This is a genomic window from Algoriphagus sp. (genome assembly GCF_029254265.1).
In the GTDB taxonomy this organism is placed as follows: domain Bacteria; phylum Bacteroidota; class Bacteroidia; order Cytophagales; family Cyclobacteriaceae; genus Algoriphagus.
Map to the genome: position 1 here is coordinate 1 of NZ_JAQWXX010000086.1, position 23,226 is coordinate 23,226.

Annotated in this window: 20 protein-coding genes; 7 read left to right on the plus strand and 13 right to left on the minus strand. The window is 37.7% G+C overall.

Annotated elements, in window-relative coordinates; all coding sequences use genetic code 11:
- Positions 1-125 precede the first annotated feature (125 nt).
- From P8O16_RS12865 to P8O16_RS12875, 3 genes are all read right to left on the minus strand, one after another.
- Complete coding sequence (locus tag P8O16_RS12865; protein WP_300315571.1) at positions 126-1,076, minus strand: dihydrodipicolinate synthase family protein; 951 nt, start codon at positions 1,074-1,076, stop codon at positions 126-128.
- The gene (locus P8O16_RS12870) at positions 1,077-2,087 is read right to left on the minus strand and encodes an exo-alpha-sialidase (protein ID WP_300315574.1); all 1,011 of its coding nucleotides are present in this window, start codon (positions 2,085-2,087) and stop codon (positions 1,077-1,079) included.
- A gap of 66 nt (positions 2,088-2,153) precedes the next feature.
- Entirely contained in the window at positions 2,154-3,344 is a 1,191-nt protein-coding gene (locus tag P8O16_RS12875) for an acetylxylan esterase (RefSeq protein WP_300315577.1), read from the minus strand.
- A 352-nt stretch (positions 3,345-3,696) separates the two neighbouring features.
- Here P8O16_RS12875 and P8O16_RS12880 point away from each other — a divergent pair, with 352 nt between their 5' ends.
- A complete protein-coding gene (locus P8O16_RS12880; RefSeq protein ID WP_300315580.1) occupies positions 3,697-4,728 on the plus strand; it encodes an LLM class flavin-dependent oxidoreductase in 1,032 nt (343 codons plus the stop codon).
- 189 nt (positions 4,729-4,917) lie between these two features.
- Here P8O16_RS12880 and P8O16_RS12885 read toward each other — a convergent pair whose 3' ends face one another.
- The 5 genes from P8O16_RS12885 to P8O16_RS12905 form a co-directional block, all read right to left on the minus strand.
- A complete protein-coding gene (locus tag P8O16_RS12885) occupies positions 4,918-5,343 on the minus strand; it encodes a hypothetical protein (protein ID WP_300315583.1) in 426 nt (141 codons plus the stop codon).
- Positions 5,344-5,427: 84 nt separating this feature from the next.
- Positions 5,428-7,209 (minus strand): hypothetical protein, encoded by a 1,782-nt coding sequence (locus P8O16_RS12890; protein WP_300315586.1) that lies wholly within the window; start codon positions 7,207-7,209, stop codon positions 5,428-5,430.
- 116 nt (positions 7,210-7,325) lie between these two features.
- Positions 7,326-8,480, minus strand: coding sequence for an exo-alpha-sialidase (locus tag P8O16_RS12895; protein ID WP_300315589.1), 1,155 nt, complete (start codon positions 8,478-8,480; stop codon positions 7,326-7,328).
- 59 nt (positions 8,481-8,539) lie between these two features.
- Positions 8,540-8,734 carry a hypothetical protein gene (locus tag P8O16_RS12900; RefSeq protein WP_075350331.1) on the minus strand — a complete coding sequence of 65 codons (195 nt, stop codon included), beginning with the start codon at positions 8,732-8,734 and terminating at the stop codon, positions 8,540-8,542.
- 147 nt (positions 8,735-8,881) lie between these two features.
- Positions 8,882-10,345: a sulfatase-like hydrolase/transferase gene (locus P8O16_RS12905; RefSeq protein WP_300315593.1), complete on the minus strand. Its 1,464-nt coding sequence runs from the start codon at positions 10,343-10,345 to the stop codon at positions 8,882-8,884.
- A gap of 267 nt (positions 10,346-10,612) precedes the next feature.
- Here P8O16_RS12905 and P8O16_RS12910 point away from each other — a divergent pair, with 267 nt between their 5' ends.
- A complete protein-coding gene (locus P8O16_RS12910) occupies positions 10,613-13,039 on the plus strand; it encodes a TonB-dependent receptor (RefSeq protein WP_300315595.1) in 2,427 nt (808 codons plus the stop codon).
- Positions 13,040-13,116: 77 nt separating this feature from the next.
- On the opposite strand, the gene P8O16_RS12915 is transcribed toward P8O16_RS12910, so the two are convergent.
- From P8O16_RS12915 to P8O16_RS12925, 3 genes are all read right to left on the minus strand, one after another.
- Complete coding sequence (locus P8O16_RS12915; RefSeq protein ID WP_300315597.1) at positions 13,117-13,311, minus strand: helix-turn-helix transcriptional regulator; 195 nt, start codon at positions 13,309-13,311, stop codon at positions 13,117-13,119.
- On the minus strand, positions 13,308-13,709 hold the full coding sequence (locus P8O16_RS12920) for a hypothetical protein (RefSeq protein WP_300315599.1): 402 nt from the start codon (positions 13,707-13,709) through the stop codon (positions 13,308-13,310). The genes P8O16_RS12915 and P8O16_RS12920 overlap by 4 nt, the downstream gene beginning before the upstream one ends.
- A gap of 111 nt (positions 13,710-13,820) precedes the next feature.
- Complete coding sequence (locus tag P8O16_RS12925) at positions 13,821-14,666, minus strand: N-acetylmuramoyl-L-alanine amidase-like domain-containing protein (RefSeq protein ID WP_300315602.1); 846 nt, start codon at positions 14,664-14,666, stop codon at positions 13,821-13,823.
- Positions 14,667-15,218: 552 nt separating this feature from the next.
- Between P8O16_RS12925 and P8O16_RS12930 the strand changes: the two genes are divergently transcribed.
- From P8O16_RS12930 to P8O16_RS12945, 4 genes are all read left to right on the plus strand, one after another.
- Positions 15,219-16,043, plus strand: a complete 825-nt coding sequence (locus P8O16_RS12930) for an FkbM family methyltransferase (protein WP_300315605.1) — start codon at positions 15,219-15,221, stop codon at positions 16,041-16,043.
- Between the two features lie 67 nt (positions 16,044-16,110).
- Complete coding sequence (locus P8O16_RS12935) at positions 16,111-16,983, plus strand: glycosyltransferase (protein ID WP_300315608.1); 873 nt, start codon at positions 16,111-16,113, stop codon at positions 16,981-16,983.
- Positions 16,958-17,701 (plus strand): class I SAM-dependent methyltransferase, encoded by a 744-nt coding sequence (locus P8O16_RS12940; RefSeq protein WP_300315611.1) that lies wholly within the window; start codon positions 16,958-16,960, stop codon positions 17,699-17,701. Before P8O16_RS12935 ends, P8O16_RS12940 begins: the two co-directional genes overlap by 26 nt.
- 1 nt (position 17,702) lies before the next feature.
- Entirely contained in the window at positions 17,703-18,398 is a 696-nt protein-coding gene (locus P8O16_RS12945) for a class I SAM-dependent methyltransferase (protein WP_300315614.1), read from the plus strand.
- Positions 18,399-19,019: 621 nt separating this feature from the next.
- Here the strand turns inward: P8O16_RS12945 and P8O16_RS12950 are convergent.
- Both P8O16_RS12950 and P8O16_RS12955 read right to left on the minus strand, forming a co-directional pair.
- Positions 19,020-19,445: a polymer-forming cytoskeletal protein gene (locus P8O16_RS12950; protein WP_300315617.1), complete on the minus strand. Its 426-nt coding sequence runs from the start codon at positions 19,443-19,445 to the stop codon at positions 19,020-19,022.
- Between the two features lies 1 nt (position 19,446).
- Positions 19,447-20,262 (minus strand): M23 family metallopeptidase, encoded by an 816-nt coding sequence (locus P8O16_RS12955; RefSeq protein ID WP_300315619.1) that lies wholly within the window; start codon positions 20,260-20,262, stop codon positions 19,447-19,449.
- Between the two features lie 604 nt (positions 20,263-20,866).
- On the opposite strand from P8O16_RS12955, the gene P8O16_RS12960 reads away from it, so the two are divergent.
- On the plus strand, positions 20,867-22,711 hold the full coding sequence (locus tag P8O16_RS12960; protein WP_300315622.1) for a tetratricopeptide repeat protein: 1,845 nt from the start codon (positions 20,867-20,869) through the stop codon (positions 22,709-22,711).
- The last annotated feature ends 515 nt before the right edge of the window (positions 22,712-23,226 follow it).

The window sequence follows — 23,226 nt, forward strand, 5'->3', positions numbered from 1 at the left end:
TCCAAGAGGCATCGAGCCCCTTGGAAGTTTACCCAAGAGAAGAACCTCTGGCTCATAATTGCCCGATGGAATTAAATAAATGTTGAACCAAACGGTCAACGCTATTTAGGGAAGTACACAATCTCCTATTCTCTAATCTCTCTTTCTCTATTCTCCATTTTCCCAATCTTTTCCTTCACCAATCGATACCGTTCAAATAGCTGAGTTTTTTCCTCCTCAGAATAAGCATAAAGTGGTAAAGCCAAATTTCCCTCGCAAAGTCCTTCAAAACTCATCGCAGCTTTCAGTCCTTTCAGATAGCTTGAGGAATAATTCTCATTTTGGTAGAGTTGCTCACTCAAATAAAGAATAACTTCTTGTAATTCTTTAACTCGATCCTTTTCGCCTTTTTTGAAAGCTTCAAACAGTCCCACATATAGCTTTGGAAAAAGATTTGCTCCTCCTGTGACTCCTCCGTTTCCTCCCATCTTAAGTGTATCCGCAAGGATTTCCTCCGGACCAACCAGCACTGAAAATTCAGAAAAGGACTTTAATGCTTCCAGATAGGCTTGGAATGTATAGGGGTCACCCGAACTGTCTTTGATCCCGATGATATTGGGGTGATTTGCAAGCTTGGCAGCAGTGTCAGGTGAAATATGCTTGTGCGTATTGCCCGGCATATTGTAGAGAAAAAGTGGTAATTCGACCAAATCGGCTAGTTTTTCATAATAATTCACCAATTCTTGCTGGCCAATATTCATGTAAAAAGGCGTGGTGGCTACAAGCGCATCTGCTCCTGAATCTTTGGCGATTTTAGCCAAGTTCAAGCTTTCTTCAAAAGCGCAATCTGTAATTCCTACTAAAACTGGAATTCTGCCTGCCACGAGTTTCGTTGTCTCTTCAATTAATTCCACTTTGGTTTCTCTCCTTAAACTCGCAAATTCTCCTGTAGTACCTAAGATAAAAACACCGTGAACTCCTCCTGAAATCACATGATTTAGCAGCTTTTTGAGACTTTCTTTATCCAAGGATAAATCCGAATTCAGAGGAGTGATAAGTGGCGGGATGATTCCTTTGAGCGGACGAGTGTTTGTCATTTATTCTGAGATTTGTAAGGAGATGTATTTGATTTTCTTCCGATTGTAGGTGTAAGTCAAGTGAATCGTTCCATCTTTTGCTTGAATAATCGCCGGATAGCTGAATTCTCCCGAGGATTGATTTTCCAAAACCAATAATTCCTTCCAAGTAATTCCATCTTCCGAACCCATCAGGGAAAGTTTATTACGTCCCTTTGTCAAAGGATTACAAACCAAAAGATGATATCCCGATTTTAGGGTGATTCCGTCTATTCCCGAGTTATTGTTGATCAGCGAACTTCCCTGCATTCGGGACCAAGTTTCTCCTTGATCTTCTGACCAGTTGACGCCTACTTTTCCTTCTTGGGTTCTGGAGAGTAGTTGAATTTTCCCGTCGGGATGAAAAAGAGCTGTCGGTTGAATGGCATTGAAACTTCCATTGGCAATTTCGATTTTCTTCCAGTTTTCAAGATTTGCATCACTCTTCTCGACGTGAATGGTCCATGCCTTATCAGTTTCAAAACTGGAAGGGTGGAGAATTTCGCCATTTGGAAGGATTACCGATTTATTCTTAATCGGACCCAAAAATCCTTCTTCCAATTTTACTTCTGAGGACCAGGTTTTGCCTTGATCCGAAGAGGTTTTATATGCTCCCCACCATTCTCGAGGGCTTGGGCCAATTTTATAAAATAGAGTGAGTTGGTCAGGTTTATTCTGAAATAAAATAGGATTCCAAGTTGGGTAGCGTAGATTTTCATCTACAACTCCATCGGCAACCATTTCGGGTGCAGACCATTTTCCATTCGAAAGGCGAGCCGTGTAGATGCTCACATCAGGATTTCTTTCTCGTGTTCCCCCAAACCAAGCTGCCAAAATCCCGTCATTTGTTTCAACCAAAGTAGAAGCATGGCACTCGGGAAAAGGAGCAGAATCATAGATAAATTCTGAGCGAAGAATTTTGATTTCCAAAGGATTTTTCTCCTGAAAAAAACTTCCAAGGAAAAACAATAAGAGAATAAGAATAGATTTCATTTAGCTGTGGTTTCGGGATTTTAGGATAAATTTTACTAAAAACTGGTCTGTGCTCACCTGCTTCAATCAAAGATTTTTCTTCACAAACTCCAAAAAAATCTCCCAATCCGTCCAAGTTAAATCATGCTGACCTTCACGGATATGGTAGCCGACGGCATCCTGATGGATTGGTGTGGTGACTGCTTCAAATTCATCGGGGAATCGAATTTCTTTACCATAGATCTGTGAATAAACCCGACTTCCAAGTTTGATTCCCAAAAACTCACCCTTGGGATCTGCCCATTGATCACCTTTGGCGCTGGAATAATACAGGGCTCGCGGGGCAATCAAGCCAGGAAGCATATGCTGATCAATTGGAAGAGACTCTTCTTTATCGTGGTACTTTCTGAAATTATCCGCAAACCAATAAGGGAATCGGGTATTGATAGCTTCGACGGTTTCACCGAATTTCCTGCGGGAAATAGCGGCTCCGCCACATCCAGATTCATTGGCATAGGTAATTGCCCATCTGGGATCATTGGCTGAAGTCCAAAGGGCGGCTTTTCCGGTACGAGAATGGCCTACTAGGACGGACTTTTCACTTTCGATTTTCGAGTGTTGCGCAAAATAATCCATTGCGCGCATTGCGCCACAACCCCAAGCGCCGTAGGCTTTCATTCCATTCCCTTTGCCGATTTGCTCGGGGTAAAGTGTTGAAATGATTCCATTTTGATAAGAATCTGTTAAATCAGGAGCCACCGTTTCGGCATGAAAGGAAGCAGTTGCATAACCTCGCTTGATTAGTTCGGGCACTGGCCAAAATGCCTCCTCCACTAACTTTCCATCGGGATAAGCAGGTAAATAATTAATGAGTAAAACTATGGGAGTTGGAGCTTTTTGATCCTTGGGGAGGAAAAGGTTGACACGCATGGTATGGGATTTTCCATTTCTGGAAACTGTAATATTTACTTCTTCAAGATTCGCTAAATCCGGATAAGGGTTGGTTTTTTCGGAAACCAGTTCAAAAGAAATTTCATCAAAATCTTTGGGTAGTATACCATAGACTTCGCTCTCAAATAAATTGAAAATCTCCGGTCTCCTTATTTTTTCCCAGTCTTCTATATTCTCTATGATTAATCCCTTTTCACTAACAAAAGGATCAGGAAGTATCAAAGCTGGGACTTTGGTTTCGTCGTAATTTGCTTGGTTTTGAGCTTGAAGATTCATCGGGAGTTGAATAAAAATGAAGGCAATTGAGGTTGCGATTAAAGATTTCATCTGTTTATAATTTGATTTTTATAGGTCCTCCCGATAGCTATCGGGAGGAATCTCGCTTGGTTGTCCCGAAAGCTTTCGGCAAAACCCTCTGTGTGTCGAATACGACATGCTCGATTTCATGTGAGTAAATGTTGAGCTGTGCCGCTACCTAGAGTCGGAAAACATAATACTGAATTATTCATAGCTAGGGGTTAAAAGGGTAATCTTTTAAAAGATAGGGATTTAGCTTTTGCGTGCAAAGTCCATTTTGATGAGAATGTTGGAAAATGATTTTTCATAGGAAAGCAGAATCATAAATGGAATTGAAAATCCTTTGTGATAGTTTAGTGAAGATTAAACTCAAGCCAAACCCATGGAAATAGGAATAGATAGCTTTGCTGCCGCAGCTCCAGCTGGATCGGATAGCCAAACTGAAAACCGCAGGAAATCTTTGACCGAACTCATTGATCGCATTGTCTATGCAGATGAGATGGGTTTGGATGTCTTTGGAATTGGTGAGCATCACCGAAAAGAATTTTTGGATTCCGCTAATACAATCATTTTGGCAGCAGCGGCGGCTCGAACTTCTAGAATTAAGCTCACCTCTGCAGTAACTGTCTTGAGTGCGGCGGATCCTGTTCGGGTTTTTCAGGAGTTTGCCACGCTTGATTTGATTTCAAATGGTCGGGCTGAAATCGTAGCAGGAAGAGGTTCATTTACGGAAGCTTTTCCACTTTTTGGCTTGAGATTGAATGATTATGATGCGCTCTTTTCCGAAAAACTGGAGTTGCTATTGAAGATCCGAGATGAGGAAATCATCACTTGGAAAGGTCAATTCCGTGCGCCATTAAATCAGCAAGCCATCTATCCAAGACCTTTGCAAGAATCGCTTCCAATTTGGCAGGGAGTGGGAGGGACGCCGGCCTCTTTCGTGCGGGCTGGGATGCTTGGCTTACCGCTGGTGGTCGCCGTGATTGGTGGGGAGACGCATAGATTCCGGCCATTGGTTGATCTGTATCGTCAGGCTGGAGCCAAAGCCGGACATGCCCCAGAAAAACTGAAAGTAGGCTTGCATTCCCTAGGCTATGTCGCTGAATCTGATGAAAAGGCAGTGGAAGAATATTATCCAGGTTATGCGGAGACTTTTACCAGAATCGGTAAAGAGCGAGGTTGGCCGCCTGTCACTAGAAATCACTTTAATGCACAAACAGGTCCATTTGGAGCTTTAGTGGTTGGTGGCCCGGAAGAAGTAGCGGAAAAAATCCTACGACATAGCGAGGCGCTTGGCGGGATTGATCGGTTCAGTTTCCAGATGGATAATGCCAATCTGAGCCATGAACAATTGAAAAACGCAATTGAATTAATTGGAAAAGAAGTGATCCCTCAAGTCAGAAAGCTAAAGTGAGAAAGCTCAAAAAGGCATTTGACTTATGTCGTGCTTTGTGAATTTTCAAGCCATCAATTTATCCGTGAGTGGAGACACTCACGGCGGCGGGGGTCTGAAAATGTAAGATGCTTCCGCCTCAATTTCTGCTATAGTTTGTGTCTTCCCAAACCATTTTTTCTGTGAGTGAATACACTTATGTTGGCGAAGTTATTGGCTGATTGGATCAAGATTTAGTGATGGATTTGATTTCCATTCCTTCCAGATAAACATACCCAGAGAGATTAGCGCGAAATTCTTGATGATGTATTGTCCAACCAAAGTTGGGGTAAACCAAGTCTGCCAGGTAGCATCAGGCAAAATCAAGACTGGTAAAAAGGTGGTGACCATATGAAAAATCAGCAAGTAAAAAGCATATTTCGTGAGCTTTGGAAATAACCAAATTGCTCCAATAAAGCATTCAAACAGACCAAACCCTAAACAGAAAACCTGAAAGTCAATTGGGTTTCCAAATGTCTCAGTGAAGAGATTTTGAACCAAAGTTTCGGCAGGAGAAATTCCGATAACTTTCAAAAAACCAAACCAGAAATAGATAATAAATAAAGAGATTCGGCCAAATAGGTTTGTATTTTTCATGGGTGTATTGTTTAGAATATCGGAACCTAAACTTTCCCAAAGGGTCAAACAATGATAAAAATCAGCTTATGGATTTTTCTAAGATTAATTATTGTATCTATTCAGGGAAGGGGCCGTAACAAACACATCTGTTTTTCTAAATCTTAGGTTTTGGCGAAAGCTAAATGAGAACTTTGAGTCACCTGATTCATCATTTGGGATATAAGTAGCCTTTAGTTCCATAGTTCCAAAAATCAGGTTTTCATTTCTAATTCGCATTCCAGCGCTAATTCCTGTGTAAATGTTATTTTTTTCTTCACAAGTACTACACTTCATCATAGCCCAATTAACTGCAGTAAAGGGGGCAATTCGGAATCCAATGATTGACCAGGGGGTAAAAACTATTGTTTGTAGTCCTAAAGAATTTCGCTTTGAAGCATCTAATTCTTCAACTCTTAAACCTGGGATAATTGATGAATCTATTTGTAGCCAGTCGTTTGCAAAAACATTAAAAAGTTGAGTGTAGTTAAGCATTGCCGAATTCCTAATCTTGAATCTTCCAATAGTGAATACTTTTGTGGCATATGAAATATTGGAAGTAAATACTGCATCTTCCAGACTCGAATTTCTGAAGTAGCTTGAGACATTGAATTCAAGGTCATAAAAACTACCCGAGCTGAACGCTCCGTTATACTCGAGTTTAATTGCCGCATAAGGCCTTTGAGTTCTTAATTGTCTGACTAATCCAAAAGTTGGAGTAATTGAATAACCATAGGGGACATCTTCAGTTCTACCAAACCCAAATACATACTGTGTTTTGAAAAAATCTCTTTTATAGAATGTCATGGCAGCCAAAACACCACTTGCGTTATTATAAATTCTATTCCGTATTAATCCTTCTAAATCTGGTTGTCTGGAATAATATCCATCAAAAACCCTAAGCGCCAAAAAAGCTCTATTTCGATCCTGAATTTTTTTCTTTGCGCCAAAGTTATATCCCGCCCAAAGGTCCACTAAGTTGTAAGAATAATCGAGGAAAGATGAGTCTGGTCTTGAGTAGACGTTTCTCGACCAATTTTTGCTCAGTTGGACTCCTCCTGCCATTCTGGAATATGGAGATACTAATTGCCTGTCTATTATAATACCTGTGGCATATTCTGTCTCATCTCCGTAGCTAAATCCAGAATTTAATTGAGTGTAAAAGAACTCCAAATCGGCAAAACTTCCCAAAAAACTACTCTTTTTGAAGGATGCTCCAAAGCCGGTTTTTGGTTTTCTGTCTTGATCAAAGAGGAAATTGAATTCAATTCTTTGTGCTCTACCGTCTAAATTGGCATCATACAGATTGAATTTGGGAGCTGAAGGGAAACTTCCGCCAGCAGATAGACCTATACTAAAAACATCTCTGGTAACAATTGTGACATCCACAGAATCAGAATTGTCTATTGGGGTTATGACAAATCTTGATTCCAAAATAAAATCTTTATTCCGCAAGAATCTTTCATTGTCTCCAAGTTTGTATGGGTTTAGCAAATCATTTGGATGAATGAACAAATGCTGCCGGATAGTTTTTTCACGTGTATTGGTATGAAGTTTATTTGCTGCCCGTCCAATTTTCTGTGTAATGGCCTTATCATTGCCATAAATTGATTTTTCGAACCCAATACTTTCTATATAAATATTACGGATAATTTTCCCTTCAAAAGGCAGGAATCTGTCTTCACTATTTTCGACTAAAACACTATCTCCTCCAGTTCTTGTGATTAATTTAAGCCCTTCTCCTAGCGCTTTTTGGGTAATAGAAATCTTAGTGCTATCCTTTTGGTTTTGGGAATAGCATTGGATCGAAAAAAGAATTGAAACAATAAATAATATGAGCTTTCTCACCGAATCTCAGTTCTGTAAGCGTTGAATTCCCGACTTTAAAGTAACCTGAATAGAAAGGTTGAAGCAATCCTTAGTTTTTTAAATAGGAGTCAACCGTTTCGATTACCGTATTGAAATTAAATTTGAATAACCTTGAATACTATTTCTGTGTAATTATTTTTCTCATAAAGTATCCCAATCGTATGGTCTTTAAGAATAACCAAATCACTGTAGGCTGTATATGAAGACTTCTCAGGGTTTTCGATTCCGTCTATCAAGATGGCTTCTGACCAAGTCTCTCCCTGGTCAAAACTTAACTTCACGCTAAGATTATTTCTGTTTTGTGTGTCAGCATTGTTGGAGTGAGCAAGAATAAATTGCCCTTTTGAATCTGTAAAGGATATTATAGACCCCTGACATACAGGGTCAATTAGACTCGGTTCGAAGTATTGTTTGTCCCAAGTAGCTCCACCATCACTGGAAAAGGCCAAAATTCGTTGGCGAATATCTCCACGCTGGTTGCGAATACTCATGATCATTTGGTTATTCGGAAGTTCGGTAGCTATGGCCTCATTTGATCCGGGAAATTGGATTGATTCCGAAATTTTAAAGGTCTTGCCATGATCATCCGAATAGAAACCATGGGCTTGATATTCCATAAAATCATCCTTTGGATCGCCTTGGGAGTGATTGGCTGCTACATAGATTCTACCTTTGTATTTTCCTTTTTGAAACTGAAACGCATGTCCAGGTGTGTTGGCATAGTGCCTCCAATCTTCAGGATAGTTATAGTTGGGATTGAAAGTAGGATTATTTGGACGGTGAACTTGAGAAGTGATATTTACAGGTTTTTCCCAACTTTCTCCCAAATCCAAAGATCGAATCATACATACTTCTCGAACTCCCCGATTCATGCGGATGTCGTACTCGTGATTATTACCAGAATTATAAAAAAGATAAACCACTCCTTTCGGATATTCTGGATCAAATAAATCTACAACTGGTGCTGGGTTTCCTGCCTGAAGGGAATCAAAATCAACCAGGGTTTTTAAAGAAGACCAAGTTTTGCCTTGATCTGTACTTCTTTTCATGACCAAATTGATATCTCCAAAATCGTCGTATCCATTCACTCTTCCTTCGGCAAAAGCTAAGATCTCCTGATTCGGCAGAGAGATTATAGCCGGAATTCGATAAATCGCGTGGCCTTCGTTTCCTCCTTTGAAAACCATGGTTTCTTGTGCGAAAAGTGACAAGGAGAAGAGGAAAAAGAGGAAAGAAAATAGATTTCGCATTTTTAGCGTTTTAAGTTTTCTAAAAATGCGGAAATGATCCGAAGGATGCAATTTTCGAATTAGCCTTTTACACCCACGAGTCGGAAAGGGAGCATGAAAAGATTTCGAACCAAGTCAAATGATAGATCAATTGCAAAACCCAGCAAGCGGAAGGGTAAAAGCAAAAGCCAAACGATAGGGTATAGGATCAGTGCGATCAAAGCGATCGGCCAACAAATGATAAAAAGGATGATCCAAAGTAAGAAGGTCAGCATAGGAATTTGGTTTCTTTCAGAGTTTCAATTTACGTTCCAATTCGAAAAACAGAGCAAATAGCGCTTTTTCGCGGGTTTAGGTTCAAAATGTGTTTGAAAATGAACACTTTTTTTAAGCTATCGGACGAAATGTATTTTGTGAGTTTTTTAATCCTTAGTGTTAAAATATTTCCTCAAGGTGTACTCCGGCTGCCATTGATCGGGCTTTCGCTCGATTTTAGTATGATCGTATTCCAATGGTAAAATGGTTTCCGCGGTCCACTTTACCGTGTCTCCAGCTAGTTTTTGTTCTCGATGCAGACTTACCTTCAGCTTGTTTAACTGATTAGATGATTCTGGATTTTCAGCTAAATTATTCAATTCTGAAGGATCATTTTTTAAGTTGAAAAGCTGAGTGAAATCTCGCTCCGGGTAACGGATTAATTTCCAATTGCCCTCTCGAATTGATCTGACTGTATGTCTGTAGGCGGTGAAAAGTGAACTCCGTATTTCATTTTTTTCTCCATTGAGGACCGGAACCAAACTTTGTCCATCGACATCTTTCGGGCTTGGAATATGGGCTAATTCAGCCAAAGTCGGGAACAAGTCATAGAGATATACAAAGGCTTCCGAAAGTTGATCTTTGGGAACTCCAGGGCCAGAAATGATCATTGGGACTTTGGTGCTGTGTTCATAAAGGTTTTGCTTTCCAAGCAGTCCATGCGAACCGATAGCCAAGCCATTATCTGCGGCGTAGACTATGATCGTGTTTTCGTAAAGGCCTTTTTCCTTCAGTGTGGAGATTAATTTCCCGACTTGATCATCCAGATGTGTAATCAGACTATAGTAGTCCGAAAGGATTTCTTTGACCACTTCAGGTTTCCTTGGCCAGTCAGTTAGATTTTCATCCCGTATATTCAATTGGTCAAATGCAAAGGGGTGAAGCGGCATAAAATTCTTCGGGAGTGAAATCTGAGCCGTATCATATCGGCTTAAATAGTCAGTTTTCGGGGAATAGGGATCGTGGGGAACTGTGAAAGAAACGTATGCGAAAAAAGGGTTTTGTTGTTCTGAACTGGCATAATCTTCCAAAAATTCTTTCGCGACATCAGCAAATAAATCTGTGGAATAGCCCTTTTTCTCAGGCTCTGACAGTTTGCCATCAGCTTGTAAATCCCGAACGGAAATGCTAAAGTGATCTGCCATTCCTCCGAGAAAGACATTTTTCCCTTTTTGAAAACTAGCCTCAAACATTTCTTTTTCATTATGCCATTTGCCGGTACCAAAGGTTTCATAGCCTTGCTTTGCAAAGTGCATGGGCATGGTTTCTTGACCTTCAAGTTTGTCTAGGACATGAAAAAGGCTTTTTCCAGAAAGCATCATTGCTCTGCTTGCTGCGCAGATGGCGCCGTGATTACCTCCCATCACGTAGGCGTTTGTAAATCGAGTTCCGACTTTTGCCAATTCATCAATGTTTGGAGTTTTCAACACAGGATTACCTGAAATTCCCAGCGCATCAGCCCGCTGATCATCTGCAAAAATGAATAGGATGTTGGGCTTTTGCTTGGGCTTTTCTGCGCAACTCAAGCTCAGTGTTGAAATTAGGAAAATCAGAAAAAAGAGATTTTTCATCTGTTTATAATTTGATTTTTATAGGTCATATGGAATCTCGCATTGTTGATAATCATCCCTCTGTGTGTCGAATACGACATGCTCGATTTCATGGCACAAGGGATTGATTTTTAAAAGTTAACACTTCTGTAGAATAACTGACCAGAACCTCATTTTCTGCTATCTTAATTTTATTAAGATTTTTTCTAAATAAGACTTGTTTAGAATTATTCTAGCTAGTAGGTTTGCATCGTTATTTAAAAATGGTCTAAATAAAAGCTAATAAAAATGAGAGTAGTTTATTCTATCCTTTTCACATACTTCTTATCGCTAAATTTTGGATTTGCGCAGCGAAACGCAGTTCAGGGTAAGGTCCTTGATCAATACCAAAAACCTGTTGAGGGTGTCTCGATTGTAGTAGAAGGGACTGTGAGAGGGGTGCAGTCTGACCAAAATGGAAATTACGTTTTGAAAGATTTGCCAGCAGGAACCTATGAACTGAAGGCAAGTATGATTGGATTTAAAGCTCAATTAATTTCTTTTTCGATTGGGAAAGAGGAAGTAAAAGAGGTTGACTTTGCGCTTATAGATGATGATATCTGGCTGGAGTCATTTGAATTGATGGCAAGCAGAGGAATGAACGGACAGGGCCGACTTCCAGAAGTGGAGGATTTCCGAATCAATGCCGGTCGTAAGAATGAGGTGATACGTCTGGGAGAGATAGATGCCAACTTAGCGATGAATAATAGCCGACAGATCTTTGGACGTACGCCTGGTATTTCCATCTGGGAAAATGACGGTTCAGGAATTCAACTTGGCGTCGCATCAAGAGGATTGAGTCCAAACAGGTCTTGGGAATTCAATGTCCGAATGAATGGCTACGATATCACTCCGGATCCAATGGGCTACCCAGAAGCTTATTTCACTCCTCCAATGGAAGTCGTGGAAAATATCGAAATCATCCGTGGAGCATCTTCACTTCAATACGGCCCGCAGTTTGGAGGACTAATGAATTTTGTTTTGAGAAAACCAGATCCATCCACTCGGTTTACTGCAGAGACGATTAATACTGTCGGGAGTAATGGGCTTTTTAGCACCTTCAATTACATCGGAGGAACCGAAGGCAAGTGGGATTATACTGCTTATTACCAAAAACGAAGAGGAAATGGTTGGAGGGAAAATGGGTTTTTCAACACGGATCATGCGCATCTCGAAGTTAATTATGCAGTTAGTAACCGTTTGAAAATTGGTACTGAAATGACCTATATGACTACCGAAAGTCAGCAGCCAGGCGGTTTGACGGATGCACAATTTGCAGAAGACCCAAGTCAAAGCAACCGCTCAAGAAATTGGTTTAGTACACCTTGGTTTATTCCTTCACTAAATGCCGACTACATCGTAAGCCCAAAAACAAAGTTAAATTTCAAGGCTTTTGGTACTATCGCAGAGCGAAACAGTGTAGGTTTTGTGCAGGCAATTACGGCAGAGGATGATTTGGGAAATCGGCAAGTGGATCGGGATCTTTACCATACTTTTGGAACCGAATTGAGACTAAGTACAGCATATTCACTTTTTGGAAAAGAGCATAATCTGGTAGCCGGATACCGTTTCTATCAAGGAAATATCGATCGAAATCAACGTGGAGTAGGTGATGCTGGGACGGATATGAACTTTGATTTGGTGGAAGAAAGCTATCCCCGAGATTTGGATTTTGATAATGTGAATCATGCGGCTTTTGTAGAAAACATGTTTAATGTCACAAACAAGCTGTTGCTTACGGCAGGTCTTAGATTAGAACATATTTCTTCGAATATGGAAGGGATTTTGAATACCGTAAATGGAGTTCCTCAGCTTTTGACTCCAGAAACACGAAGCAGAGCTTTTGCCTTACTTGGTTTTGGTGGTGAATATCACCTGACTAAAACAACTGAGCTCTATACCAATTTCTCCCAAGCTTATCGGCCGGTTTTGATTTCGGATTTGACTCCTCCAGCGACTACGGATGTGATTGATCCCAATCTTCAGGATGCTAGCGGTTTTAATTTTGATTTTGGATACCGGGGAAATATCGGCTCGTTCTTGAATTTTGATGCAAGCTTCTTTTATCTGAATTATACAGATCGAATTGGAACAATTACCCAAACTGCAGCCGATGGGAGCAGATTCCAATTCCGAACTAATCTTGGAACGTCGGTAAGTCAAGGCTTAGAGGCTTTTGTGGAGTTTGATCCGATTACTGCTTTTGTTGGAAATTCGACCATTGGTTATATCCATCTTTTTGCATCACTCGCTTATGTGAATGCCGAGTATCAGGATTTTGAGAGAACAAGCATAGTGAATGGAGAAATCGTTACCAATAATCTTGCAGGTAACCGGGTAGAAAATGCACCAAGAAAAATTAATCGCTACGGGGCAACGTATCGATTCAAGGATTTTTCCATGACATGGCAACTAAGTGATATCGGAGAAGCTTTCTCAGATGCAACGAACTCAGTCGAACCAAATGCAGCAGCGACCTCAGGGTTGATTCCAGCATATTCGGTTCAGGATTTGTCAGCAGGATATACCTTTAAGAAGAAGTACAGCTTGAAGTCAGGAGTAAATAATTTGACTGATGCGAGCTATTTTACCAGAAGGGCAGGAGGCTATCCAGGACCGGGAATCATGCCAGCTGATGGACGAACTTTCTATATGACTTTTGGGGTGAAGTTTTAAAAGTTTGAAAAGGAGAAACAAAAAAGCAAGGATAAATCCTTGCTTTTTTGTTTTATTCAAACTGATTTGAGAGTGGTTTAAATTTCAAACAGGAATATCTGCTCAATTGGGAGTTCGAAAAGCTGAGCCATCTTAAATGCAGTGGGCAAACTTGGGTCAAATTTTTCTTTTTCGATCGCATTGATCGTTTGCCTTGAGACTCCGATGATTTCTGCCAAATCTTCTTGAGTCATTCCCTTTGCGGTACGTAAATCTCTGATACGATTTTTCATTTGTAGCGTCTTGTATTGATGAGCATAGATACCAAATAAGTGATACCAATAAACATGACCAAAAAGCCTATGTCAGCATCAAATGGGATGAGATTCTGTTGGTCAAGAAGGGAGAATGTCAGTCCTACCACTACTGCAAGACCAAGGGAAATGGCCATGCTCTCCAAGTGGATTTTCTTTTCCAACTCATCGAAGTGATTGAAAAGGTCCCGGTTGGCTAGGATCATTAAAATCCCATTGGCAAGATTTACAATAATCGCAAAAGCGGTCAGAAAGGGATGTCCATCCCAAATGAATTCTGGGCCAAAGGTTGCAATCGCCATCGTAGCAACCCATGACCAGGTCCAGACCGCTAATTTTTTTACTCGTTTGTTTCGTTCCAATTTCATCGTTTCCATGTTGTTTTTGTAAAGTTGACTTTACAAATGTAAATAAGACTTTACAAAAGTCAAGTTTTATTTACATTTTTTTCCAAATCTTTTTAAAATGAGTTTTGTCAGGAAGGAGAATTAGTGGCTTATCAATCGAGCGACCACGATGCCTGATTGAGATTTATTAGCTGCTAGGTAGTCAGCAAGTGGTTTTTCTGATATTTCCACCTGCATACTCTTAGAACTGGCATGAAGCAGATGGATTCTGCCGTTTTTTTCAATAGCAAATCCGGTGTGCACAATATCCAGATTTGGCATCGAGGTGGTGATGGCAATCAGGTCACCAGATTGGATGTTCTTTTCCAATTTGCTGATTTCAGCTTTTGGGAGGTAGAAATAGCTTCGGTCTTTGATAGCAGTTTCAGTCGTTTTGATTTCAGTGAGGTTTACCGGATCAGCTAATTGTCTGTAGAACTTTGGATTTTCTGACATAAAAGAAGGCGTATTTGGATAGGGAGACCCACCGATTTCTTGGGTGATATCTTTCAAAATCCTCTTTTTCTCATTTTCATAGATCCAATCCGAAAAGTAGTGCAAGCGGGAGGGATAGCCTTCGTTTTTGCCTGTTCGATATCTGAGGTTTTCTAACTCTTTTTTAAAGTCTCCAAAAGTGTATTTTCCACCTTTCTTCAATCTGGTCAATGTCACCACCGATTCCACAAAAGTGGTGCAATCGACTCCTTGTAAATCAATCACTAATTGCTCCGGCCCGGGTAGTTCCAGTGTTTTTTCGACGTATGGAGTTTCAAGAAACCATTGCCCGATTTCTGTATTAAGCTGGTTTGGAGACTTGCCAGAATAGTTGTCTTCAGCGAGTTTGGCTAGAAAATCTTCTAGTTTTTCGCGGCTTTCAAGCGTGCAGACGGTTTGGGCTTTGGAAAAAATCGGGAAGAGAAGAAATATAAAGATGATATATGATTTCAATTTACTAGTCTTTTATTTGATCAGGAAATTAGGATAAATTTTTAGGGTGATCAGTCTTTTACAATAAAAATAGCTTTTCCATTTGAGAATAAAGCCTTTGAGAGCTCCCTCTTTTATTGAATGCTAAAAGGCAGGAAATTTAATTTGAGAGGTTTTCAAGGGGAATCATCCTTCAGGATTTTAAAGAATTTAATACTTGGCAGTTACTTTCATTTATTTGCCCGAGTCGATCATTTTGAAGTCACAAATAGATAGGATATGATTTGTCGTGTTTTAAGTATTCTAAAGTATTTGAGAATTTCATTTCAGATCAAGTTTTTTGATTTCAGTTTTTTTAAAAATATTGTTTTATCCTTACTATCCTTAGAGTACCTTTGAAACTGAAAGCTTATCACTACCTCACTATTCAGCCGAGAAACTGATGATTACCCTCATAGTTATAGGTGTAATTTAAAAATGTACCTATAATTATTCTGCCCAATTTATAATCACCCTTTGTAATTCGGGCATTCAAGGTTAGCAAACCGTGGGGTAGTAATCGGGAAATTATTCATGAAAAAAATCTGGAAAGAGTTAAATATCGTAAAAGATATTTTCGCATTGACCTTCGCCTCACCATACACCTTTTGGGAAAAGTGTAGTTTGTTGAAAGTACAGCTCATCTCTTACCTAGCTTTAAAGTTCAAGGTTAAGAATAAGATAGCTACAACAAGCTTGATGGGAATGAAAGTAAGTTTCTATGGCCATTTCAATCTATTATATCTTATCAAAGAGATTTTTCTGCTTGGTGAGTATAAGATTCAATCATCTGATGAGTTTCCTGTTATTATCGACTGTGGCGCAAACATCGGATTGAGTGTGCTTTATTTCAAAAAAATTCATCCAGGCTGTAAGATATTAGCTTTTGAGCCAAATCCAGATGTATATGCTTTGCTAAAGAAGAATGTAGCTCAAAATAAACTTGAAAATGTTGAAATATATAATCTCTGCCTTTCCAGTTCGGAAGGGGATATAGAGTTTCATTTGGATGAAAATTTCGGGTCTATGCAAGGGTCTGTTTTGTTGGGAAGAGGAGGCACAAGGAAGATTAAAGTCAAATCGGTACAGCTATCCTCTTTTATTGAAGGAAATATTGACCTAGTAAAAATGGATATAGAAGGTGCGGAGTTAGTGGTGATCGATGAATTAATTCGCAGTGGGAAAGTTAATTTTGTACAAAATTTTCTGATCGAATATCATCATAATATTCCTGGGCAAAAAACCGGTTTGGGAGCATTTATCAGTCAATTTGAAAACCATGGATTTCGTTTGAATCTTAGATCAAGGTTCAATGACCAAGGAGAGTTTCAAGATGTGTTTCTTAATCTTTACCAATAAGCTAAAAGACATGAAATTGACCACGTTGTTAGTTTGTTATAATCAGGTAAACTACATAGATCAGTGATTGGATGGAATACTGATTCAGCGTTTTACTGAGGATATGGAGATTGTGGTTGCTGATGATTATTCTAAGGATGGTACGTTGGAAAGAATCAAGGAGCGCTTGAAATTTGTTGATATTCCTGTTTATTATTTAGATAGTGAGAAAAATCTAGGTTTGGGTAAAAACTATTTAAGAGGGATTTCTGCTTGCAAAGGCGAATATGTGGCCATACTAGAAGGGGATGATTATTGGACTGACCCAGAAAGGTTGAGGAAGCATGTGAATTTTTTAGATCATCAAGATCAGTGTCCCATGAGTTTCAACCCCTTTAAGATCTATCATGAAGAGGAAAAGGAGTTGGTTTCTACCTTTTCAAGTAAGGAAAAAAAAATGAACTACTATGGGCCAAAGACTTTGATTCATTATAATTTGATTGGCAATTTATCGGCTTGTGTATTTAGAAGCTCTATGCTGAATAATATTCCAAAGGAATGGTTTGAATACAATATTACTGATTGGTTTTTAGGTATTGCTTTGGCTGAAATTGGTCCAGTGGCACAGTTTAGCGAAGAGATGTCCGTCTACAGGGTAAGTGCCAAAGGACTTTGGTCCCGACATTCGAAGCAAATCAAAGCAACAGAGAAAGAAAATTTAAGTTATACCTATGACAGGATGCTTGGTTATAGGTTTACGAGGGAGTTTTTTGGTTATCGATTGACTTCAAAAGTAAAAAACAAGAGAGATCTGTGGATTGAGAAAGTGCCAGGAATACCTAATCGACTTATTATTCGATTATTTTCACAGGGGGTTATTTTTCGCTTAAGCAATCTTATAGCACAAGTGGTTCCATTAAAAATGATTAAAAGAGATGTTGAATTATATAAAGCATTTTAAAAAATCTCTAGGACTTTCAAGGGACGTTTTTTTCAAACAAGGAGAAGCAAAGTCCTTCGAGGAGATACAAAAGAGTGGTAGTCGAACGGATGTAATCAATGTGTTATTGTCTAGATTCGATAGGCCTACCTACTATTTGGAGGTAGGTGTTAGAGATCCTCGTGATAATTTTCTTAAAATCGAATCCAAAAATAGGTATAGTGTAGACCCTGGACTAGAAGTGGAAGAAAATCTGGCAGATTTCAAGTGCACTAGTGACAAGTTTTTTGAAGGCATGAAGCAAGGGGAATGGCGAAGCCTTCCTGATAAGTTTGATGTGATCTTTATTGATGGGCTACACATTGCAGAGCAGGTAGATCGAGATATTGCAAATGCCCTAGAAGTGTTATCAGAAGATGGGTTTCTCGTATTACACGATTGTAATCCTCCTACTCAATGGCATGCTCGAGAGGCGTTTAATTTTTTTCGTTCGCCTGCTGGAGTTCATTGGAACGGGACGACTTGGAAGGCTTTCGTCAAGTGGAGAAAAAACAAGTCATTTTATTCTTTTTGTGTGGATACTGATTGGGGAGTTGGTGTCATATCCAAGCATTTCCAAATGGGGAAGGCCCTAGAGCTTGATACTGAGTTTTACGAGTATAAGCTTTTGGAAACTAAAAGAGAAGAGGTACTCAATCTTATTAGCTTTGAAAATTTTATTCAACTAACCGATAAATAATATGCATTTAAGTTCTATTCTCCGAATGAAATGGGTTTTGGAGAACTTTGTGGAAAGTACTAATGAATCCCGATTGAGGGTTTTGGATGTGGGCAGTTATGATGTGAATGGAACTTATAAAACTTTGTTTCCGGCGGCAGACTTTGAGTACGTCGGAATAGATATGGAAGAGGGGCCTAATGTGGATTTGGTCGTAAAAACTCCGTATGAGTGGCCTGAATTTGAATCTGATAGTTTTGATCTCGTAATATCAGGTCAGGCTTTTGAGCATAATGAATTTTTTTGGTTGACTATGGAGGAGATTGCTCGTGTTCTGAAGCCGGGAGGAAAAGTATGTGTGATCGCACCAAATGGTTTTGCGGAGCATCGTTTCCCTGTTGATTGTTATCGGTTCTTTGCCGATGGTATGATAGCGATGGCTCGATATGTACAGCTTGAGGTCCTGCACGCTTCGGTCAATGCTTCTCCAGAAGGGGAAGAAGATACTTGGTGTAGTGAGGTAGAGGCAGATGCTATGATGGTGGCACAAAAAAACTACAAGGGTGAAGCACATATTATAGATCGTAAAGTTTACGTGTGCGAGCCCGCTCAACAAAAAGCATATTTATCGGGATTGGTGAACTATCAAAAACCAAAAGAAAATGCAATACAGAAGCTTTTAATGAAGCTTTACCGCAAAGCGCAGGTTTTAGGATAAGGAAAAATCCTTTTAAAAAAAGCGGATGCCAGTTAGTTGCTCCAGGAGATTTCGATCTTCTTGGAGTTTTTTTTCGGGTTATTCTATCTGCGTCGAAGTTTTGTTATAATACAAATGCATCAATCCAGATAGCTAAAGAGATTTTTTTAACGCTTTTGATTTAAATGTAGATTTGTTCTGTAAAACCAAGAAAACTTGATTTTACAGCTTTCCCGACGTTTTGAACAGATGGACGAATTTGGTTCAAAGGATATATCTCAAGAAAATTTAAGACACTTTGGAGGAAATTTAATGAGTTCTTAACAAGTCTTCATTTTTGACACTTAATAAGTGATCATTCCATTGCTGGAATCAAAAACTAGGATAGCCATAAATTAAATTATCTACCAACTGAGCAGAAATAATTATTAAATACGATTATCCGCAATGATGTCAGTAGGCTTATTTTCTTTGTTTTACTGTAGGTAGGACTTAATGCCGAAGTGGTTCAAAAACTACAGTTTAAATTATTATTTGATGCTTTAAGGTTAACTGTCAGAAAAGCGAATAAATATATTATCTAATAAAGCCCTTCTCTTATTCAATTGTATTGTATGGTTTTAAACCTGACACTATTATTCACTAAAGAAATGTTTTATCTGATTGGTTTGAATCTAGAACAGATTCTCTTTTAAATTCTTTTGAATTAGCATTCTGCATATTTAGTTTACCATTGTAGTTCGAACCCATCTCTATGCTTAGTTCGTCTACGTTTATATCGCCATTAATACAGCCGGTCCGCTTGATTTCAAGTTGTTTTACTTTCACGTTTCCCTCTATTTTTCCAAATATGACTGCCATTTCTGATTCAATATTGCCTTTGATAAATCCTTTTTCTCCTAAAACAATTCCTTTTTCTATGCTTACATTGCCTATTATTTTGCCTTCTATTCTGGCGTAGCTATTACTTTTTATATTTCCTACTACTTCAATATCTTCGCCGATAATAGTTACTATTTCTGCCTGATTCAAAAGAGTTGCGAGTGGTTTTTTGTTTTTTTTGAACATGTTAATTTAAATCTAAATAGGTTTGTGGATTTATTGTTTTCCCGCTTTTTCGTATTTCATAGTGTAGGTGAGGACCGGTAGATCGACCAGTAGATCCTACATTGCCAATAAATGCGTTGACTTTTATATTTTGGTTTACCTTAACCAATATTTTAGAAAGGTGTCCGTAATAGGTCTCAAAGTCTTCGCCATGTTGTACGATTACTAAATTCCCATAGGCACCTTTGTAACCAGCAAAAATAATTCTCCCATCTGCAGTGCTTTTTACCGGTGTTCCATGCTCTCCCTTTATGTCTAATCCGGCGTGATTTTCTAAGTCAATCCCATCAAATGGATTGTGTCTACTACCAAAATTTGAGCTGATATGTCCTGGCATTGGAGAACCAAGAGGGGTATTGGATATTGTCTTTTTGATATCCCTAAAATATTGTGAAAATAAATCTTTATTAATGTCTTCAGAAGGCAAGTTTAATTTTGGGTTCTCAAGGGGCTTATTTAAATTTACTTCCTTTAATCCTTTACTTTTTAGTAAGTTGTTTACCTCTGTAATTTGCTCAGTTACAAAATCATATTGTTGGACTAGCTTTTCTGAATAAACCTCTGTCTTTTTTGTAAGAGATATTATTTCTTTTTCTTGGAGTATTGAATATTGTTTTATTAATAAAACAAATGTGTACATACTTATACCCAAAAACACAAAAAAACCTCCAAAGAAAAACTTCCAATATTTTAAAAAAAAAGTTGGTATTAATACAGGTTTCCTAATTTTTTGATTATTGTCTATAAAAATTACTGTGGTTTTTTTTTGTTTTGCCATCTTTAGATCACCTAATAGTTCAGGAATCTGAGTGAATCCTTATTAAGCAAATTGAAATTGATTTTTTGTAGAAGTTGCTATGGATTTTTCTGATCTAATTCCTATGATTTTAATTAATCATTCGACCTTTTCGGTGTTATCTTCCAAACCTTTAATGGGGCAATATATTGTTTTTTGATAGTTCTGGTAACTTTCAGCACTAATTTGTAAATAATCTGTATCAGGGGTGTTGGATTTCTCTTTTTGTAGACGAATGATGGGACACCAATGCAAACTAAATTTCGGGTTTATCCTAATTTTATAACAGCCAGCCCTAGCTATTGGTATAAAAGAGGATGTGCTTATTCTTTTAAAACACATTTAATTTACAAAAATACGCTAAACTATGAATTTTATTTAGAGTACTGTTCCTCAATGCCTAATATTGCGGCTATCGGGATTTGTCAGGAATTTAATGAAAGCCTTGTAGAGTGTTAACGAAGCCAACTGATAAAGTAATTCTAATATCTCTGAAATTATGGCTTTAATACACTGAATTAAATATAATTATCTTTTAGGTTTTTGTAAAAAAATCCTTTTTAATCGGTAAAATCACAATTTTAAAATGATTCTAAAAATAATTATTATACTGTTTGTTTTTTTTCCTACGGCTGTTATATCACAAACTAGTACAAGTAATGTTGAAAAACTTTCACATTCTGAAAATAAGAATAGCGCATGGGTTGATAAAATGATTATCGAAGTTGAAAACATTTTAAATTCAGAATCAAAACTGGCTTTTGAATATTCAAATATAATTCTTGATGTATCTTATAAATTGGATTATTCGAAAGGTACACAGAATGCTACGTTACAAAATGCTAAAATCTTAAATATTCTTGGAAAATATATAGATGCAAAGAAACAAATTGAAATTGGATTAAAAATTATCCCAAATAATAATTTTGCTTATAAAATAAATGCCTTAATTATACTTGGCAAGATTAATTATAATTTAGGTTCATATGATTCTGCGCTAGTAGTTTATGATAAAGCTGAAGAAATACTTGGAAATAATTTAAACAATATTCAAATTGCAGATATATATAATAATAGGGCAAATATATATATATTGAAAGGTGATTATAAATTAGCGATTGAAAATTATTTAAAGTCAGCTGATATTTATAAAATTTTAAACCAAAAGAAACTCCTTGCAGTCGTTTATACCAATATAGGAAATGTAAATGCGAATTTTAAAATGCATGATAAATCTATAGAATACTTTAAGCTTGCAGCGGAGATAAATGTGATTAATGAGGATTTGCTTAATTTATCTATTAATTATCTTAATATGGGGGTATCATACAAAGAAATAGACTCTTTAGATATCGCTGTTGAATATTATGAAAAATCATTAACAATTTCAGAAAAGCTGGGAAGCACTTTAGTAATGGTTCAAAACTATTCAAATTTAGCTAATATCTATGAAAAGAGAGGGGATTATAAAAAGGCATTGGAATTTTTTGATACGTCTTTAAATTTATGTAAAAAAGGGGGGATTACTTACGGGATAGCGCTCAATCATGCTAATATCGGGAACACCAATTTTCTTCTAAAAAATTATGAAGTCGCAATTTTAAATTTAGATAGTGCGCTGAAGTATATTAACGTTTTGGGACTTCCAAAAGAAAAATCTATTGTTTATGAAAGGCTAACTAAGATCTATAAAGAAAAGCTGGATTATAAAAATGCTTTTTACTTTCAATCCTTGTTTACAGAAATAAAAGACAGCTTAGTTACGGCAGAAAAATATAAGCAAATAGTTGAATTACAAACAAAATTTGATGTAGCTGAAAATAAGAAGACTATTCTGGAATTGAAGACTAAACAGATTAGCCAAAAATTAACTATTGTATATTTAATAGTTTTAGCACTTTTATTAATTCTATTAGTAGTCTGGTTTATTTATAGAAGAAAGCAATCTCTACAAGAAAAGCTAATTGCTGATATCACTGCAGATAAAATGAAACTTGAGATTGAGATAAAAAATAATGAATTGGCGCACAAGACATTGAATATTATTCATCTTAAGGAAAACAATAAACATATTGCTACCAATATTGAAGAATTTCTGAAAGTATCAAAAGACTCAAATCAAGACATGAAACAATTGGTAAAAAAAATCAAATCTACAGCTGAAAATTCCAAAATTTGGGATGAATTTGATCTTCGATTTAAAGAGATTCATAGTAATTTTTATTCAAAAATTATATCGAACTATCCAGATTTATCTCCTGTTGAGTTAAGATTAGTTTCTTTGCTTCATTTAAACTTGACTACAAAAGAAATAGCTGAAATATTGCAGCGAAGTTTCAAAACTATTGAAAACACGCGTGGTATTATTAGAAAAAAAATGAGTCTTGACAGGAACGTAAATCTTACCTCATTTATTTTAGGTATTAAATAATCAACTGTCAAATCTATAATTTAAAATCTCATCCCCTTTTTTGGAGGTTCTTTTATTTATTGGGGTTCTACCAGGAATTTAATAATGTCAAAACTCTGATATAGTTTCAATCTCCTTGGCTTAGATCTTTTGACTAAGTCAAGAAGTTTAAATCCGTGAGTTATAGTTGTTTTTTATTGGGCCATGCCTAAGGCGGTATCGGCGTATTCCAGTATTTGACTTTATATTTATACTCGATTTCTTACCTCCCATCGAGAATCCTAGGAGATCTCTTAATTTCTTTATTTTTGGCATAGCTCAAAAGTGGACTATCTGATAAGTAAATCTCATAGGAGCATCTATATCGAACATCGGGGTATGAGTAATGATGGCTAGTCGCTATCCCGAAAGCTACAGGATTCCGTTCGGATTTCTAAGCTCAACTTCCTGCCATTTCCCAACTCCTTCAATGAAGATTTTCGTGTCAGCTTGGGAGATTTGGTTTGATTGAATCGTTCAGCTCATACGATTAGTTG